The organism is Minwuia sp. IMCC3060 (assembly GCF_029909435.1).
Classification (GTDB): Bacteria; Pseudomonadota; Alphaproteobacteria; order Minwuiales; family Minwuiaceae; genus Minwuia.
Window position 1 is genome coordinate 2,476,798 of sequence record NZ_CP123782.1, and the last position, 16,380, is coordinate 2,493,177.

The 16,380-nt window shown below is 64.6% G+C and carries 15 protein-coding genes; 5 read left to right on the forward strand and 10 right to left on the reverse strand.

What is annotated here, in order from left to right; genetic code table 11:
- Positions 1–7: 7 nt before the first annotated feature.
- From QGV54_RS11645 to QGV54_RS11680, 8 genes are all read right to left on the reverse strand, one after another.
- Positions 8–1,009, reverse strand: coding sequence for a cysteine synthase A (locus tag QGV54_RS11645; protein WP_281016669.1), 1,002 nt, complete (start codon positions 1,007–1,009; stop codon positions 8–10).
- A gap of 97 nt (positions 1,010–1,106) precedes the next feature.
- Positions 1,107–1,421 carry a cupin gene (locus QGV54_RS11650; RefSeq protein WP_348637611.1) on the reverse strand — a complete coding sequence of 105 codons (315 nt, stop codon included), beginning with the start codon at positions 1,419–1,421 and terminating at the stop codon, positions 1,107–1,109.
- 33 nt (positions 1,422–1,454) lie between these two features.
- Positions 1,455–3,266, reverse strand: coding sequence for an ATP-binding protein (locus QGV54_RS11655; RefSeq protein ID WP_281016667.1), 1,812 nt, complete (start codon positions 3,264–3,266; stop codon positions 1,455–1,457).
- Between the two features lie 84 nt (positions 3,267–3,350).
- A complete protein-coding gene (locus tag QGV54_RS11660) occupies positions 3,351–4,766 on the reverse strand; it encodes a deoxyribodipyrimidine photo-lyase (protein ID WP_281016666.1) in 1,416 nt (471 codons plus the stop codon).
- Positions 4,767–4,821: 55 nt separating this feature from the next.
- The gene (locus QGV54_RS11665; protein ID WP_281016665.1) at positions 4,822–5,616 is read right to left on the reverse strand and encodes a fumarylacetoacetate hydrolase family protein; all 795 of its coding nucleotides are present in this window, start codon (positions 5,614–5,616) and stop codon (positions 4,822–4,824) included.
- A gap of 170 nt (positions 5,617–5,786) precedes the next feature.
- Positions 5,787–6,836 carry an enoyl-CoA hydratase/isomerase family protein gene (locus QGV54_RS11670; protein ID WP_281016664.1) on the reverse strand — a complete coding sequence of 350 codons (1,050 nt, stop codon included), beginning with the start codon at positions 6,834–6,836 and terminating at the stop codon, positions 5,787–5,789.
- 47 nt (positions 6,837–6,883) lie between these two features.
- Positions 6,884–7,603, reverse strand: a complete 720-nt coding sequence (locus tag QGV54_RS11675) for a hypothetical protein (RefSeq protein ID WP_281016663.1) — start codon at positions 7,601–7,603, stop codon at positions 6,884–6,886.
- 9 nt (positions 7,604–7,612) lie between these two features.
- Positions 7,613–8,464 (reverse strand): fumarylacetoacetate hydrolase family protein, encoded by an 852-nt coding sequence (locus tag QGV54_RS11680; protein WP_281016662.1) that lies wholly within the window; start codon positions 8,462–8,464, stop codon positions 7,613–7,615.
- A gap of 141 nt (positions 8,465–8,605) precedes the next feature.
- On the opposite strand from QGV54_RS11680, the gene QGV54_RS11685 reads away from it, so the two are divergent.
- From QGV54_RS11685 to QGV54_RS11695, 3 genes are read left to right on the forward strand one after another with little or no spacing between them, the layout of a single operon-like run.
- Positions 8,606–9,931 carry an aspartate aminotransferase family protein gene (locus QGV54_RS11685; protein ID WP_281016661.1) on the forward strand — a complete coding sequence of 442 codons (1,326 nt, stop codon included), beginning with the start codon at positions 8,606–8,608 and terminating at the stop codon, positions 9,929–9,931.
- A 2-nt stretch (positions 9,932–9,933) separates the two neighbouring features.
- Positions 9,934–10,968: an SDR family oxidoreductase gene (locus tag QGV54_RS11690; protein WP_281016660.1), complete on the forward strand. Its 1,035-nt coding sequence runs from the start codon at positions 9,934–9,936 to the stop codon at positions 10,966–10,968.
- Positions 10,969–11,002: 34 nt separating this feature from the next.
- The gene (locus tag QGV54_RS11695) at positions 11,003–11,800 is read left to right on the forward strand and encodes a phytanoyl-CoA dioxygenase family protein (RefSeq protein ID WP_281016659.1); all 798 of its coding nucleotides are present in this window, start codon (positions 11,003–11,005) and stop codon (positions 11,798–11,800) included.
- Between the two features lie 139 nt (positions 11,801–11,939).
- Here the strand turns inward: QGV54_RS11695 and QGV54_RS11700 are convergent, their stop codons facing one another.
- Entirely contained in the window at positions 11,940–12,860 is a 921-nt protein-coding gene (locus QGV54_RS11700) for an LLM class F420-dependent oxidoreductase (RefSeq protein ID WP_281016657.1), read from the reverse strand.
- 106 nt (positions 12,861–12,966) lie between these two features.
- On the opposite strand from QGV54_RS11700, the gene QGV54_RS11705 reads away from it, so the two are divergent.
- Both QGV54_RS11705 and QGV54_RS11710 read left to right on the forward strand, forming a co-directional pair.
- Positions 12,967–13,941 carry a DMT family transporter gene (locus QGV54_RS11705; protein ID WP_281016656.1) on the forward strand — a complete coding sequence of 325 codons (975 nt, stop codon included), beginning with the start codon at positions 12,967–12,969 and terminating at the stop codon, positions 13,939–13,941.
- Positions 13,938–15,926, forward strand: coding sequence for a CocE/NonD family hydrolase (locus tag QGV54_RS11710; RefSeq protein WP_281016655.1), 1,989 nt, complete (start codon positions 13,938–13,940; stop codon positions 15,924–15,926). Before QGV54_RS11705 ends, QGV54_RS11710 begins: the two co-directional genes overlap by 4 nt.
- Here QGV54_RS11710 and QGV54_RS11715 read toward each other — a convergent pair.
- Complete coding sequence (locus QGV54_RS11715; protein WP_281016654.1) at positions 15,921–16,349, reverse strand: thioesterase family protein; 429 nt, start codon at positions 16,347–16,349, stop codon at positions 15,921–15,923. The genes QGV54_RS11710 and QGV54_RS11715 overlap by 6 nt on opposite strands.
- Between the last annotated feature and the right edge of the window lie 31 nt (positions 16,350–16,380).

A 16,380-nucleotide genomic window follows, 5' to 3' on the forward strand; every position in this document is an offset into this window, starting at 1 on the left:
CCCGGAATTAGTCCAACCAGGGCGGGGTCGGCAAGCCTTTCTCCTTCAGGAAGGCCGGATTGTAGAGGCGGCTGAAGTACCGCTGCCCGCCGTCACAGAGGATGGTGACGATGGTGTGGCCGGGGCCAAGCTCCCGCGCCAGCCGGATGGCGCCTGCCACATTGATGCCGCTGGACCCGCCGAGGATCAGTCCTTCGTGCTGCGCCAGGTCGAAGGTTGTCCGCACCACTTCCTCGTCCCCGATGCGGTACGGATGATCGACCGACAGCCCCTCCAGATTGGCGGTGATGCGCCCCTGACCAATGCCTTCGGTGATCGATCCGCCCTCGGACTTCAGCTCGCCGTGGGCATAATAGTGCCACAGGGCCGCGCCATGCGGATCGGCCAGACCGATCTTCACGTGCCGATTGCGTTCCTTCAGCGCCATGGCGACACCAGCCAGCGTGCCGCCCGTACCTACGGCACAGATGAAGCCGTCGACCTTGCCGTCCGTCTGTTCCCAGATCTCCGGACCCGTGGTGTCGATGTGACCCTGGCGGTTGGCAACATTGTCGAACTGGTTGGCCCAGATGGCCCCGTTGGGGTTGCTGGCCGCGATCTCCTCCGCCAGGCGCCCGGAATATTTCACGTAGTTGTTCGGGTCACGATAGGGAACGGCGGGAACTTCGCGCAGGTCGGCGCCGCAGATCCGCAGCATGTCCTTCTTCTCGTCGCTCTGGGTCTCGGGAATGACGATGACACACTTGTAGCCCCGGGCCGCGGCGACCAGTGCCAGGCCAATGCCGGTATTGCCCGCCGTGCCCTCGACAATCACGCCGCCCGGCTTCAGCAGGCCACGCTTTTCCGCGTCGTTGATGATCGCCAGCGCCGCCCGGTCCTTCACCGATCCGCCGGGATTGAGGAATTCCGCCTTGCCCAGGATCTCGCACCCGGTCTCCTCGGATGCCCTGTTGAGACGGATCAGCGGTGTATTTCCAATCGACCCGACGAAGCCTTGTCTGATATCCATTTTTTTCTCGTACAATTCCATGAAGCGCGAACTCCTACGGGATTTAGGACAGACTACAGGGAAGGTAAAGCGGACAGGGAACGGTCGGGCGGGAAGTTCAGATACTGCCCGCACGCTCCACGACCAGCACCCGCGCGCCCCCCAGCGGATGAGCGACATGCTCGTCCCCGGCCTGGGCGTGGAAAATGTCGCCCGGCTCCAGACGATGGACAGTGACCGTGCCGCTTGCGTCGCGCACCTTCATGTCGACCCGGCCATCCACCACCACGAACACTTCCGGCCCGTCGTTGACGTGCCAGATGTAGGGCTGATCGGTCCAGTGCAGGCGCACGGTTGCGGTGTCGAACTTCTCGATGTCCAGCGCATCCCAGGCACTCTCGCCCGTGTACTCATTCGGTCGGATCACTCGCAACGGACGAAACTCCGGATGGGGGCAACAACGCCTTCATGCGCATGCGCGAATGCCGCGCGGCCTTTTCCGGAGCAGACGATGATCGGGAAGCTGGAGGATGGCAAGTGTGCCCTTGCCCGGCTCGCTCTCCAGCAGCAGTTCGCCATCATGCCGCTCGGCAAGCACGGCGGAGAGCGGCAGGCCGAGACCGGTCCCCTCGCGTCCTGCGGTGAGCTGGGACTCCACCCGCCCGAAGGGTTCGAACGCCTTCGCGATCTGGGACTTGTCCATGCCAATTCCCGAATCCTGGACCCGCAGTTGCGGTCCGGACGGATCAAGGCGCACATCGATCAGGATCGAGCCTCCATCATCCGTGAACTTCATGGCGTTCGAGATCAGGTTCAGCATGATCTGGCGTATTCTGAGATGGTCCACCCGCAGCATGACCGGTTCCTTCGAGAGGCAGACACGAAACGCCATTCCCCGCTGTTGCGCCCGGGCACTGAAGTACCTTTCGCATTCCCGCAGTAGTTCATTGGCATCCAGCGTGGTCTCGCGCAGTTCGAACTGGCCCGCTTCGTGCCGCGACAGGTCGAGGATGTCGGAGATCAGATCCAGCAGATGAACGGCAGCACCCCGAATGTCGCCGGCATATTCGCGGTACTTCGGCGGATTCAGGGGCCCCAGCGTCTGATGCATCATCATCTCCGAGAAGCCAATGACCGCGTTCAGCGGTGTCCGGAGTTCATGGCTCATGTTGGCAAGGAAATTGGTTTTCGCCTGACTGCCCTTCTCGGCCTCCTCCTGCGCACGACGTATCGTCTGCTCCACCTGCTTGCGTTCGGTGATGTCGAGCAGGATCCCCTCGAAGACAGCCCGCCCGATCCTGTTCAGCCGTGCCCGCATGGTCAGGGATACCCATGTCGCCGACCGGCGCGCGTGCAGGATCCTGAACTCCATGTTCCAGGAAGCCTGAGACCTGTCACCCAGTTCGAACCGTTGCCTGACCTCCTCCCTGTCTTCAGGATGAACCTGTCGCAGCAGGTTCGCGAGGTCACCGACGAAATGGTCCGGCTCCAGTCCGGTCAGATCGCGGATGCCGCCGTTCCGGTAGTCGAAGATGAAGCTGCCGTTCGCCAGTTCCAGCCGGCGCAGGATCGCGCCCGGAAGATGCTCGGCCAGACGCTCGAAGCGCGCCTCACTCTCCTTCAGCTTCAGACCCCGGTCCACGAACTCGGTCATGTCCGAGAAGACGATCAGGTGGCTGCCATCCTCGGTCTGCCGGGCCGTGACCCGGTACCATTCCGACCCACGAATGCTCAGCATCTCTGCCGCCCCCTGCTTGCGCAGCAGATGCAGGACCGACCCGGCCAGATCAAGGCCGATCACACCGCTTTCGCTCCGTCCATTGTGGGCTGCGACCATGTTTGCCAGATCGCCAAGGTCCATCAGGCCGCCAGATCCCTGTCGTTGTGTCACTTCAGGAAATATCTGGCGGGCAATGTCATTGCAGGTGATCAGCCGTTCTTCGGCATCAAACAGAAAAAGGCCGTCATCCAGTGATTCCATCACTCTCGAGATGTTCTGCCCGACCGCCTGCTCCCGCAGTCTGCCCGTTCTGCTGCCAGTGCGCCCGAACGGCGTCGCAGCACCCAGCACCGCGATCGCGGCGGCGGTCCCTGTGGTCGCCATCAGCAGCCAGGCACTGTCATGGGAGAGTTCAGTGAAGCTGCTGCTTGCGAACACCAGCATCGAGGTCGCGAGACCGGAGAGAAGGGCATAACTCACGGGGTGGCGACGCACGTAAGCGGAAAAGGCCGCAGACACGCCCATGAACTGTCGGATCGCAGCAACGAAATTCGGCACCGATCTTCCCCTGCTCTCCGGCCTGGAACATAAGCCGGGGCATCGTGACGGTGCAAAATTAAGCTTTTGCTAATTACGATTTTATTACAGCGCCTTAACTCTCTCGTACCCGGCCAGCGCGCGCGCCCGCGCCTCGGCGTGATCCACGACCGGCCTCGGATAGTTCTCACCCAGTTTCACACCCGCGTCCCGGAGCACGGCATCAGGCGCGGTCCAGGGGGCGTGAAGGTACCTGTCGGGCAGATCCTGCAGTACGGGCAGCCAACGGCGGACATAGGCACCATCGGCATCGAACTGCTGCCCCTGCCGCACGGGATTGAAAATGCGGAAATAGGGGGCGGCATCCGCGCCGGAACCGGCAACCCATTGCCAGCTCGCCGCATTGTTCGCCAGATCGGCATCGACGAGCGTGTCCCAGAACCAGTCCGCACCATGACGCCAGTGGATCGCGAGATGCTTGATCAGGAAGGATGCCACGACCATCCGCACCCGATTGTGCATATAGCCGCTGACCCAGAGTTCGCGCATGCCCGCATCAACCAGCGGATAGCCGGTCTGCCCGCTCTGCCAGGCCTTCAGGGCCTCCGGATCATCGACCCAGGGAAAGGCATCGAAGGACTCACGCCAGTTCTTCTCCGGCAGTGTCGGATAGTGAAACAGCAGGTGATGGGCGAATTCGCGCCATATCAGTTCCGCGCGGAACTTTCCGACGGACCGGGCACCTTCGGCTTCCCGGTGATCGAGGGTCTGCCATATCGACCGGACACTGATCTCGCCGAAATGCAGGTGCGGGGAAAGCCGCGACGTGGTTTCGCCCGCCATCTGGTCGCGTGCCTTCGCATAGTTGTCGAGCGCATCATCCAGGAACGCCCCGAAGCGTCTGCGGGCGCCGGTCTCGCCGGGTGTCCAGCGCTCTCTCAGGCCACCCGCCCAGTCCGGTGTCGTCGGCTGCAGCGCCCACCCTTCCAGCTCATCGCTGGCGGGCCAGTTCTCCGGGGCCGTCAGTGCGTCAGGTGTGGTGAGAGGCTGGTCCGGCGCACCCTTGCGCAGGCAGGCCTTCATGAAGGGCGAAAACACGCGATAGGGACCATCGTCACCGGTACGGATCGTCCAGGGTTCGAAGGCCAGGTTGCCGGGGAAACTCTCCACGGCCACACCGGCATCCTTAAGGTCCGACTTGAGTGCCGTGTCGCGGCGGATCGCCAGAGGTTCGTAGAGGCGGTTCCAGAGGACGGTATCCGCGCCGGTCTCCCGCACCAGGTCCCGGATGGCCTGACCTGACGCGCCGGACCGCAGCACAAGCCGACTGCCCTTCCCCCGCAGACTCTCGTCCAGATCCGCAAGCGAATGGTGCAGCCACCAGCGGGAGGCACCACCCGGTCGCCAGTCCCCGGCACCACTGTCATCCAGCACGAAGACCGGAATGACAGGCGCGCCGGTGCTGACAGCCGCGGTCAGGGCCGGATTGTCAGCCAGCCGAAGATCCTGGCGAAACCACACAAGAACAGGTTTTTCGGACACACGCCCCCCGATGATCAATCAGGCGGCCAATCGGTCAGACGATTTCCGCGCTGACATCCCCCAGCACACTGTGGCTGTAGGTCAGTGATGAACCTACGTCAGGGAACCAGGTGCGGATCACGGTGCCGGTCAGGACCCAGTCACCGGCCTTCAGGGAACGTCCCTGCGCCGTCAGCTCGTCCGCCAGAACCCGAAGGCTGTTGAACGGATGGCCGAGCGCGTCGGAGCCCTTGCCCTCACCGACCTTCTCCCCGTTCATGTGCAGTTCCGCCGTGGCATCGGCCAGGGTCGCAGCGTCGAAATCAGTGACCACCGGCCCCAGGATGATCCCGGCGTTCCAGGCGTTGTCGGCTATCAGGTTCAGCGCATCCAGCTTCGCGTAATCCGCATTGCGGTCGTCCGCGATTTCGAAGGCTGCGGCGCAGGCATCGACGGAGTTGTAGATGGTCTCTTCACTGAACGGCGCACCGCCGGCTTCGAGCGTCGATCCCAGACGAACGGCGACCTCACACTCGATGCAGACACGGCCGAGCTGGGAAGCGCGGATCCGGGCAGGTGAGTGCAGCAGCTCAGCGCCGACAATCGTTCCTCCGACGGGACGGTCGATACCCACCATCTCCTGCATCTGAGGGGAGGACAGCGCAATCTTCGCGCCCAGAGGCTTCAGGCCACGCATCTGCATGCGGCGCACGAAGGCGTCCTGCACGGCATAGGCCGCCTCGATGCTGGTCGGGGCCAGTTTTTCCGGCAACGCCTCGTATCGCGCCAGTCGGGTGTGCATGTCGTCAAGCCAGAGCGCGGCCTGCTCGCTCGTCATCGCATCGCTCATGTGGTACTCCTGCACCAGTTCAAGGCAAGCCCGACCGTTCGCAAACGTCGCTGGCGAGTCAGGCTGCTGTATGGGGAAACCTCAACCTAGGCATTGTGCAGACCACCCGCAATGGGATGTGACAAGACGCCGTTGGCCGCGCTTGCGCCCCCGCGGCGCAGGATTCCGGGTCAATCGAACGTCAGGTCGCCGTCCGGCAGCGGTGCGAAATAGCCTTCGACGGTCGCGGCATCGATCTCGGACAGTGTCGCGGGCTGCCAGGCCGGTGACTGATCCTTGTCGATGACGGTCGCACGGGTGCCTTCGTAGAAGTCATGTCCGGCGATGACGCGGTTCACCATGCGCCATTCCATCTTCATGCATTCGCGGAAATCCCTGGTCCCGCCATCGCGGACCTGCCGGAAGGCGATCTTCAGCGACGTCGGCGATTTGGTGCGCATGATCGAAGCCTGCTTCGCGGCCCACTCCCCACCGTCGGCATCAAGCGCGTCGAGGATCTCCTCCACACTGTCACCCGCAAACAGACGGTCAAGATCGGCTCGCCGCGCCGCCAGGTCGGAGTCTCCCGGTTCGGAAGCAAATCCGGCGATCACGGTCGTCGCGTCGTCATGGCTGGCGATTTCAGCGCCCGCCAGCGCATCGATCAGTTCATCCTGACGTTCGGAAGCGACGCAGGCATCGGCGACGCCCGCGTGCAGGCTGTCGGCAGCCTTCAGCCGCGCGCCGGTCAGTGCCAGCCATGTCCCCACATGCCCGGGCGCACGGGAAAGAAAGAAGGAACCACCGACATCGGGGAACAGGCCAATCCCCGTTTCCGGCATGGCGAAGGTCACCCGTTCCGTGGCCACACGATGGCTGCCCGGTATCGACACCCCGCAACCGCCGCCCATCACGATCCCGTCCAGCAGGGAAATCCAGGGCTTCGGGAAGTAGTGGATATCGACGTTCAGCCGATACTCATCATGGTAGAAGTCATACGGGTACTGTCCCCCGGCACGGCCTTCGTCATACAGCTTGCGAATGTCGCCACCGGCGCAGAACGCCCGGTCCCCTGCCCCCTGAACCACAACGGCCTGAACCGAGTCATCGGTCCGCCATTGCTTCAGCCGCGCATGCAGCTCCACGCACATCTCGTGCGTCAGCGCGTTGAGGGCCTTCGGCCGGTTCAACAGGACGGTGGCCAGACCGCCCTTCCTGCCGAATTCAATTTCCTGGTCCATTTCCGGTTCTCTCCCCATCCCGGCGCATGGCGCATTTCACGCCCTGCTCAATCCATCAGGCCGGCCCATTCGGCTTCTCCGCAGATGCCCAGATTGGCGCGATAGCTCTGCGGCGAGTCCAGTTCCAGATGCCTGATGCGGTATTCCTCGTCCAGTTCCCTGGCGGTGCGTTCCGCCACTTCCAGGGACAGGTCCCGGACCAGACTGATCGCATGACGCTTGTCCCGGGCCTTGCGGGTGATCCGCAACTCGCGCTCAAGCTCCAGCGCGCGTTCGATCCTGCCCGGCAGTTCCTGCAGCGCGTCCTCGTGAACCTGCAGATGCAGCAGTTCGTGCACCCGCACGGCCCCCGCCGGACAACTGGTCCGCGGGTACTCGCCCGGCACATACATCACGGGCGCGACCTTGACCGTCACCGTGATCGTCTCCGGCGAGAAGCAGAAGTTCTTGTATTCATCCGTGCCGGAACGAACCTGCGCCTTGGTCCTGATCTCCCGCGCCATTTCGGTAAATCCGAAATGCCGATAGCCGACCGGCAGCGGATCCTGCCGGTCGGCGTACTGGTGCAGTTCGTCCGCCGTGAAGCGGGCACTTGTCCGCTCCGTCCGCGCCTCGACCTCCACGATCACCGTTGGCAGTTCACGCGGATTGCGGCAGGGGTCATCATACTGCGCCCTGGCCGGAGAGACCGTCAGAGGCGAGATCATCAGGAAGGCACCCGTCAGCAGGGAAAGCAGTACCCCGATGATTGGCTTCGCTAGGGTCACTTGTCCGCCTCAGCCCTCGTTCACCACAGGATTGACCAGCGTGCCGATGCCGGTGATCTCGACCTCCGTCGTATCGCCATCCTTCATGTAGACAGGCGGATTGCGCCGGTCGCCGACACCGCCCGGCGTACCGCTGACAATGACATCACCTGCTTCCAGCGCCATGAAGCTGCTGATGTACTCGATCAGGAACGGCACGTTGAAGATCATGTGATCCGTGTCGGCATGCTGCATGACCTCGCCATTCAGGCGGGTCGTCAGTGTCAGGGTGGAGGGATCGGTGATCTCGTCCGACGTCACCATCCAGGGACCGAACGCGCCGGTAGCCGTGAAGTTCTTGCCCGGCAGGAACTGGTGCGTATGGCCCTGGAAGTCACGGACCGAGCCGTCGTTGTAGCAGGAATAGCCCGCGACATGGTTCAGCGAGTCGGCCTGCGAAATGTGCCGCCCCGGCGTGCCGATGATGACCGCCATCTCGCCCTCATAGTCGAAACGGTCGGAGTTGCGCGGCTTCACCATCGCCTGCCCATGCCCGACCTGGCAGTTGGCGTAGCGCGGGAACAGCACCGGGTAACCGGACGGCTGACGCCCGGTCTCGATGCGATGATCCTCGTAATTCAGGCCGACGCAGATGATCTTGTTGGGACGCGGGATGACCGGCAGGAAGGTCACGTCCGACTGGGCGAAATCATCGCCCTGGCCACTGGCGGCCTTCTCGGCCGCTGCCTGCCCCTTTCCCTCGATCAGGGACAGCAGGGTCGGATACTCGGCACCGATCCGGCTGCCCAGATCGATCACCCCCTGTTCGGTGGCAACGCCATAGCTGGTCTTGCCAGCCTGTTCGAAAGTCATCAACCGCATGATTGCCCCTCCCAGGAATGTCGTTTCGGTCCCGCCGGAAACCTAGAGAATGGGTCCGTGTTTCGCCAGTGCCATTTGCGCCCCGGCTTGCTAGCATCTGCGAGACCGAACCATGTACCGACCGCCGGGGGAGCGCCTGCCATGACCTATGCCCATCCGATCCCGAATGACCTCGAGTCCTTCTGGCTGCCCTTCACCCCGAATCGCCAGTTCAAGAAGGAACCGCGTCTGCTCGTCTCCGCCAAGGACATGCACTACACTTCCGCGGACGGTCGGCAGATTCTCGACGGTTCCGCCGGCCTCTGGTGCGTCAACGCCGGGCACGGTCGGCAGAAGATCGTGGATGCGATCACCAACTCGGCCAACACGCTCGATTTCGCGCCCTCGTTCCAGTACGCGAACCCGGCAGCGTTCGATCTGGCGAACCGGATCAGCGCCCTGACGCCAGATCCGCTGAACCGGATCTTCTTCACGAACTCGGGGTCGGAGGCGGTCGATACCGCGCTGAAGATCGCCATCGCCTATCACCGCGCCCGCGGGGACGGCACCCGGACCCGCCTGATCGGGCGGGAACGCGGCTACCACGGGGTCGGCTTCGGCGGCATTTCCGTTGGCGGCATCGTCAAGAACCGGATGTATTTCGGCTCCCTGCTGAACGGCGTCGATCACCTGCCGCATACCCACCTGCCGGAGCAGAACAGCTTCGCCAAGGGGCAGCCCGAACATGGCGCGGAACTGGCCGACGATCTGGAGCGGATCGTGCAGTTGCATGACCCGTCCACCATCGCGGCGGTGATCGTCGAACCCATGTCGGGATCGACCGGCGTTCTGGTCCCGCCGAAGGGCTATCTGCAGCGGCTGCGTGCGATCTGCGACAAGTACGGCATCCTGCTGATCTTCGATGAGGTGATCAGCGGTTTCGGGCGTCTCGGCACCAACTTCGCGGCTGACCGCTTTGGCGTCGTGCCGGACATGATGACCATGGCAAAGGGCCTGACCAACGCCGCCGTGCCCATGGGTGCCGTCGCCGCAAGCGACAGCATCTATGACGCCTTCATGACCGGGCCGGAGCACGCCATCGAGCTGTTTCACGGCTACACCTACTCCGCCCACCCGATGGCCTGCGCCGCCGGTATCGCCGCGCTGGAGATCTATCAGGAGGAGAAGCTGTTCGACCGCGTCGCCGGGCTGGAGAGCTACTGGGAAGAGAAGCTGCACGCCCTCGCCGACGCGAAGAATGTCATCGACATCCGCAACATCGGTCTGGTCGGCGCCATCGAGATCTCCGCACGGGACGGCGAGCCAGGCAAACGCGGCTTCGAGGCGATGATCAAGGCGTTCGAGAAGGGTGCCATGGTGCGGGTGACCGGCGACATCATTGCCCTTTCACCGCCCTTCATCATCAGCAAGGAACAGATCGACGAACTGATGGATCTGGTCCGCGACGTGCTGAATGACCTCGACTGACCATGGCTGACGGGTCGCCCCAACGCCGCGCCTTTGTCACCGGCGCGACCGGCTTTCTGGGCCTCAACCTGGTCGAACAGTTGCTGGCGGCGGACTGGCACGTGACGGCGCTGCGGCGGGAGAAGCTGCGCCACCGCGATCTCGACCGCTATCCGGTAACGCAGGTGACCGGCGACCTGCTGGATCCGGACAGTCTGGAGGCCGCCGTGCCGAAGGACTGCGATGCCGTGTTTCACACCGCCGCCATGACCTCGGTCTGGCGACGGCAGGCCCCGATGCAGAACCAGATCAACATCGACGGCACGGAGAATGTGGTCGATGCGGCGCTGAAGAACGGGGCGAAGCGGTTCATCCATACCTCCACCTGGAACGTCTATGACTGGTCCTCCGGCGAGGTCACGGAGGACACGCCGCAGACCGGCGGCTCGTCGTGGATCAACTACAACCGGTCGAAGTTCGCGGCGGAGGAGGTGATCCGGCGTGCGGTGGCGGAACGCGGTCTGGATGCCGTGATCCTGAATCCGTCGCACATCGTCGGTCGTTTCGACCGGCAGAACTGGGCGCAGCTGATCATGATGGCGGCTGTCGGCAAGCTGCCCGGCGTCCCCCCCGGGGCAGGCAGCTTCGCGCACGGGCAGGCTGTCGCCCGCGCCCATATCGCAGCGGTGGACAAGGGCAGGACGGGGGCGAACTACCTGCTCGGCGGTCCCGACGCGACGTTCCTCGAATTCGTGCAGACCGTCGCTGACATGGCGCAGCAGAAGAAGCGCCCGAAACGCACGGTGCCAGCCTGGATGATGCGCATGATGGGCAAGGTCGAGGGGGTAATCTCCGCCGCCACGGCGAAACCTCCCCAGATCACGCCGGAAGCGGTTGCCATGGTGACGGCACGCGTCCGCATCACGTCCACCAGGGCCATCGACGAACTGGGCTATGAGCCATCGACCCTGCATACTGCGATCTCTGACGCTTATGACTGGATGCTGAGAGAAAAGATGATCTACGCCTATGGCAAGCCGCCGGTGAAGAAGCGGTAGCCTGATCGGCGCAACGGTTTGGGAGGACCGGAAAATGTTGCCAGCAGAAACCATCGAGACCTTCCGGCGCGACGGTGCCGTGCTGTTGCCCGGCGTCATCTCCAGCGACTGGGTGGCAAGGATCCGGGAGGCGATCGAACGGGACATCGCCGAGCCCGGTCCCTTCTGCCACGGCTACACGCTGGACAATGGTCGCCGGTTTCACGGCAACATGCGGATCTGGGAGAATGACCCCGCCTTCCACGACTATTGCTTCGACTCGCCCCTGCCCGCACTGGCCGCCGAACTGATGGGGGCGAAGCGCATCACCCTGTTCTATGACCAGCTGTTCGTGAAGGAGGAAGGCTCCGACCATCCGACGCGCTGGCACAATGACCAGCCCTACTGGCCCGTGCGCGGGCGACAGGTCATGAGCTTCTGGCTGGCGCTGGACGAGGTGACGGCAGATTCGGGCCGTCTGGAGTTCGTTGCCGGTTCGCACAACTGGGAACGCTGGTTCCAGCCCGAACCCTTCGCCCCCGGCGGAGCCGAATACGAACGCGGCGAGAACTACGAGGATATTCCCGACATCGACGCCAATCGCGACGCCTACAATCTGATCGGCTGGGACATGCAGCCGGGGGATGTCATCGCCTTTCACGCCATGGCGGTGCATGGCGCAGGCGGCAACCACCGTCTCGACCGCCGCCGACGTGGCTATACCGTGCGCTACTGCGGCGATGACGCCACCTACTTCGGCGGCCCCGGCCCCAACGCGGGCCTGCGCAACCCCACCCTCAAGACCGGCGACGACCTGGCCAGTGACCAGTATCCGGTGGTCTGGACGCGGTGAGCAAGAGCAGGCCGTACGTGAATCGCCTCCCCACCAGACGTTACCGCCGGACCTGATCCGGCGACCCAGCGGTGCCGCTCGGACTCCGGCGCATGGACACCCGGGTCAAGCCCGGGTGCGACGTGGAGGAGGGAGTCCCCTACAGCTTCGCGCGCACCTCGTTGGCGAACCGGTCCATGGTTTCGACGGCGTTGTCGGCGGTCTCCGGGGCAATGTCGAAGCACATCTCCGTCGCGCCCGCGTCCTGAAAGCGGCGGATGGCGTCGATGATGTCCTGCGGGCGGCCCTGGGTCGGGGGCTGGCCATCGGCGGTCGGCCCGTCCTGGAAGATCAGGGATACCTTCGGCGCGATGGGGAAGTCCTTCGGATCGCGGCCCTGCTCCGCCAGCAGCCGTTCCAGTTCCGGGCGCAGGTTCACCACGTCTTCCGGCAGCACCTTGAAGGGATGCCAGACATCGGCGAAGCGCGCCGTCCGCTTCAGCGCCGCCGGCGTATGCCCGCCGACATAGATCGGCGGATGCGGGCGCTGTACCGGGCGCGGGCCCAGTCGTGCGCCCTTGAACTGGTAGAACTCCCCGTCGAAGTCCGTCGGCTCCCCGCTCCACAGTCGCGTCGCGATCTCCAGCCCCTCGTTGCAGCGCCGCCCGCGCTTGCGGAAGGGATAGCCCAGCGCATCATATTCCTCCTGGTACCAGCCGACGCCGACGCCGAAGTTGGCGCGCCCGCCGCTGACCTGGTCCAGTTCCGCGACCTGGGCCGCCGCCTCCATCGGGTTGCGCATCGGCAGCACCAGAACGGAGGTGCCAAGCCGAACCTTCTTTGTCCGTCCGGCCAGATAGTTCAGCACGCTGAAAGGCTGGTAGTAGGTGCGCTTCCACGGTTCCGGCAGTTCCCCGTCCGCCGTGCCCGGGTACTTCGAATGCACCATGGGCAGCATCAGCAGATGATCGCTCGACCAGAGGCAATCAAGCTCGATCGCCTCCGCCTTCTCTGCCATCCGGTCAAAGGTCTGCGGCGTGGCCTCGTCACCACGCACGATGATCGACATTCCGAACTTCATGACACTTCCTCCCCTGCGTTTTCCGTGATGCTACACCCGCATCGCATTTCTTGACAGACCGGCGCGGCACGTATCCCGTGGCACGGTCGGAGGAGGGACAGGGGCAATGGCGGTCATCGCGGAGTCGGACAGGCCGGGGGCGGGGATATTCTTCGTCATGCTGGGCATGGCGTCGATCTCCGTCCAGGACGTCCTGATCAAGGGCCTCAGCGATGGCTATCCGCTGCATCAGATCGTCTTCACCCGCAGCCTGATCGGTCTGTGCTTAACCCTGATGCTGGTGCAGATGGAGGGGGGCTGGCGCATCCTGCGAACGCCGCACTGGCGCATCCATCTGGCCCGTGGCGGCCTGGTGATCTGCGCCAACATGCTCTACTTCACCGCCCTGGCCAGCATGACCCTGGCCGAGGCGACGGCGCTCTACTTCGTCGCGCCGCTGTTCGTCACCATCCTCTCCGTCGTGGTCCTGAAGGAAAGCGTCGGACTGCACCGGGTCCTCGGCATCGTCATCGGTTTCATCGGCGTACTGGTGGTGGTCCGGCCAGGCAGCGGCATCTTCGGCCTGATCGCGCTGCTGCCGGTGCTGTCTGCCTTCAGCTACGCCATGATGAGCGTGCTGACGCGCAAGATCGGCGTCGCCGACAAGGCATCCTGCATGGCCTTCTACATCCAGATCGTCTTCCTGGTCTTCAGCATCATCTTCGGCCTTGCCTTCGGCGATGGGCGCTATGGCCGTAGCGGTGACCCGAGCATCGATTTCCTGCTGCGGGCCTGGGTCTGGCCGCCGATGGATGATGCCATCCTGCTGGGCGCCTGCGGCGTGACCGTTGCCATCACGGGCTACTGCCTGTCGCAGGCCTATCGGCTGGCCCATGCCGGGCTGGTGGCTCCGTTCGAGTATGTGGCGCTGCCCCTCGCGGTGCTGTGGGGCATCACCTTCTTCGACGAATACCCCGACGCCTGGACCGTCGCGGGCATCCTGCTGATCATCGCCAGCGGCCTCTACATCACCTGGCGGGAGACGGTGCGGCGGCGCTGGATCGCGGCCCGCGTGCCCGCCCGTCCGGGAGCTTCACCATGACTGCGATCACCGAAATCCCGGACATGGCGATCGTGCTGAGCGACGGTTGTCGTCTGTCCGTCCGCGTCTGGATGCCGGAGAACGCCGCCGGTGCCCCCGTCCCTGCCATCCTGGAGTATCTGCCCTATCGGAAGCGGGACGGGACGGTCGCCCGCGATGCCCTGACCCACCCGTGGTTCGCGGCGCGGGGCTATGCCTGCCTGCGGGTCGACATGCGCGGCAACGGCGACTCCGACGGCCTGATGGCGGACGAGTACACGGCGCAGGAACTGGCGGACGCGGTGGAGGTGATCGACTGGATCGCGGCGCAGGACTGGTGCAGCGGCACGGTGGGGATGATGGGTATCTCATGGGGTGGCTTCAATGCGCTGCAGGTGGCGGCGCTGGCTCCGGAATCGCTGAAGGCGATCATCACGCTCTGCTCCACCGATGACCGCTATGCCGATGACATCCACTACAAGGGCGGCTGCCTGCTGAACGAGAACCTGGGCTGGGGCGCGACGATGCTGTCCTATTCCTCCCGCCCGCCGGACCCGGAGATCGTCGGCCCGCGATGGCGGCAGATGTGGCTGGAGCGGCTGGAGCACGAACCCTTCCTGCCTGCCGTCTGGCTGCGGCATCAGCACCGGGACAGCTACTGGCAGCACGGTTCGGTCTGCGAGGATTTCTCCGCCATCCGCGCCGCCACACTGGCGGTGGGCGGCTGGGGCGATGCCTACAAGAACGCCGTGCCGCGCCTGCTGGCGGGACTGAAGGCACCCGCGAAGGGCATCACCGGCCCCTGGGTCCACAAGTATCCCCACTTCGCGGTGCCGGAGCCGCGCATCGGGTTCCTGCAGGAGGCGCTGCACTGGTGGGACCGCTGGCTGAAGGATGCGCCGAACGGGGCCGAGAACCTGCCCGCCTGGCGCGGCTACATCATGGACAGCGCACCACCGAAACGCTGGTACACGGAGCGCCCAGGCCGCTGGATCACGGAGGCCGAATGGCCCTCCCCCGCGATCACCCGCCGGACACTGCATCTCCACCCGGCTGGCACGCTCGCACCGGATGCGCCGACGCAAGCCTTGAACCGCCGCGTGGCCTCGCCGCTGGATTGCGGCATGGGCGGCGGCGAATATTGCGCCATCTGGCTCGGCCCGGAACTGCCTGGCGACCAGCGCAGCGATGATGCGCTTTCCGTCTGTTTCGACGGTGCGGAAGCAACCGAGGCCATCGATATTGTCGGTGCCCCCGTCCTGCATCTGACCCTCACCGCCGACCGCCCGGTGGCCCAGATCGCGGTGCGTCTGTGCGACGTTGCCCCGGACGGGGCATCGACACGGATCACCTATGGTGTGCTCAACCTCTGTCATCGCAACGGTCACGCCGAACCGGAAGCCCTGACACCGGGGCAGCCGTTCGGGATCCGGCTGCAACTGGACGACATCGCATGGAACCTGCCGGCGGGCCACCGGCTGCGGGTCGCCGTATCCTCCAGCTACTGGCCGCTGATCTGGCCAGTGCCGGAGCAGGCGTCACTCGATCTGGTCTCCGGCCATATGGAGCTGCCCGTACGCCCCGTCACGGGCGGCGACGAAGTCACCTTCCCGGAACCGGAAGCGGCGGCACCCTGGGCATCCGAGGACCTGCGCCCGCCCCGGCACGTCCGCCGGGTCGAGCATGACCTGCAGGGGGAGACCGTGGCACTGGTGATCGAGGATGATTTCGGTGCCAGCAGGGATCTGGAACATGGTCTGATCACCGGCGCGGTCGCCCGCGAACGCTGGACCATACGGCCCGACGACCCGCTGTCCGCCGTGGGCCAGACCCACTGGACCCAGACCCTCGCCCGCGACGGCTGGTCGATCCGCACCGAGACCTTCGCCGACATGTGGTCCGACGCCACCACCTTCCACCTCCGCGGCCGCATCGAGGCCTATGAGGGTGGCCGCAAGGTCTTCGAGCAGGACTTCCGGGAGGCGATCCCGCGCGACCTGCTATAGATCGAACCTCTCCGTCAGTGTGGCTCGGACCTGATCCGGCAGGGGGCTGGCCTTGCCATGGACGATGTAGACCATCACGGTCTCCGCCGTGGCGATGCAGGAATCGTCGATGAAGACCCCGTGCCCCAGCGTGATGGAGGTGTTTCCCAGCTTCGAAACGCGGGTCCCGATCCGGACATCGGCGGGCCAGAAGGCCTGCGCGCGGTAGCGGATCGACAGGTTGCCGACGACGAAACGCTGACGGTCGTCATAGGCCGGCAGGAACCCGGCGCGCATGAAGGGCACCCGGCCGGTTTCGACATATCGGGCGAAGGACACATTGTTGACATGCCCTGTCGCATCCATATCGCCGAAGCGGACAACGTCGTTGGCCCAGAAGTCGAAGCTTGCGGGATCGGTCAGTTCATGGCTTTTCTCGTTCATGCAACGCCTTATGCCGCATCAAAGCCGTCTG

Excerpts from the sequence above, each read along its gene's own strand:
- QGV54_RS11645 (WP_281016669.1), bottom strand. The coding sequence starts at position 1,009 with ATGGATATCAGACAAGGCTTCGTCGGGTCGATTGGAAATACACCGCTG.
- QGV54_RS11665 (WP_281016665.1), bottom strand. The coding sequence starts at position 5,616 with ATGAGCGATGCGATGACGAGCGAGCAGGCCGCGCTCTGGCTTGACGAC.
- QGV54_RS11670 (WP_281016664.1), bottom strand. The coding sequence starts at position 6,836 with ATGGACCAGGAAATTGAATTCGGCAGGAAGGGCGGTCTGGCCACCGTC.
- QGV54_RS11680 (WP_281016662.1), bottom strand. The coding sequence starts at position 8,464 with ATGCGGTTGATGACTTTCGAACAGGCTGGCAAGACCAGCTATGGCGTT.
- QGV54_RS11685 (WP_281016661.1), top strand. The coding sequence starts at position 8,606 with ATGACCTATGCCCATCCGATCCCGAATGACCTCGAGTCCTTCTGGCTG.
- QGV54_RS11690 (WP_281016660.1), top strand. The coding sequence starts at position 9,934 with ATGGCTGACGGGTCGCCCCAACGCCGCGCCTTTGTCACCGGCGCGACC.
- QGV54_RS11695 (WP_281016659.1), top strand. The coding sequence starts at position 11,003 with ATGTTGCCAGCAGAAACCATCGAGACCTTCCGGCGCGACGGTGCCGTG.
- QGV54_RS11700 (WP_281016657.1), bottom strand. The coding sequence starts at position 12,860 with ATGAAGTTCGGAATGTCGATCATCGTGCGTGGTGACGAGGCCACGCCG.
- QGV54_RS11705 (WP_281016656.1), top strand. The coding sequence starts at position 12,967 with ATGGCGGTCATCGCGGAGTCGGACAGGCCGGGGGCGGGGATATTCTTC.
- QGV54_RS11710 (WP_281016655.1), top strand. The coding sequence starts at position 13,938 with ATGACTGCGATCACCGAAATCCCGGACATGGCGATCGTGCTGAGCGAC.
- QGV54_RS11715 (WP_281016654.1), bottom strand. The coding sequence starts at position 16,349 with ATGAACGAGAAAAGCCATGAACTGACCGATCCCGCAAGCTTCGACTTC.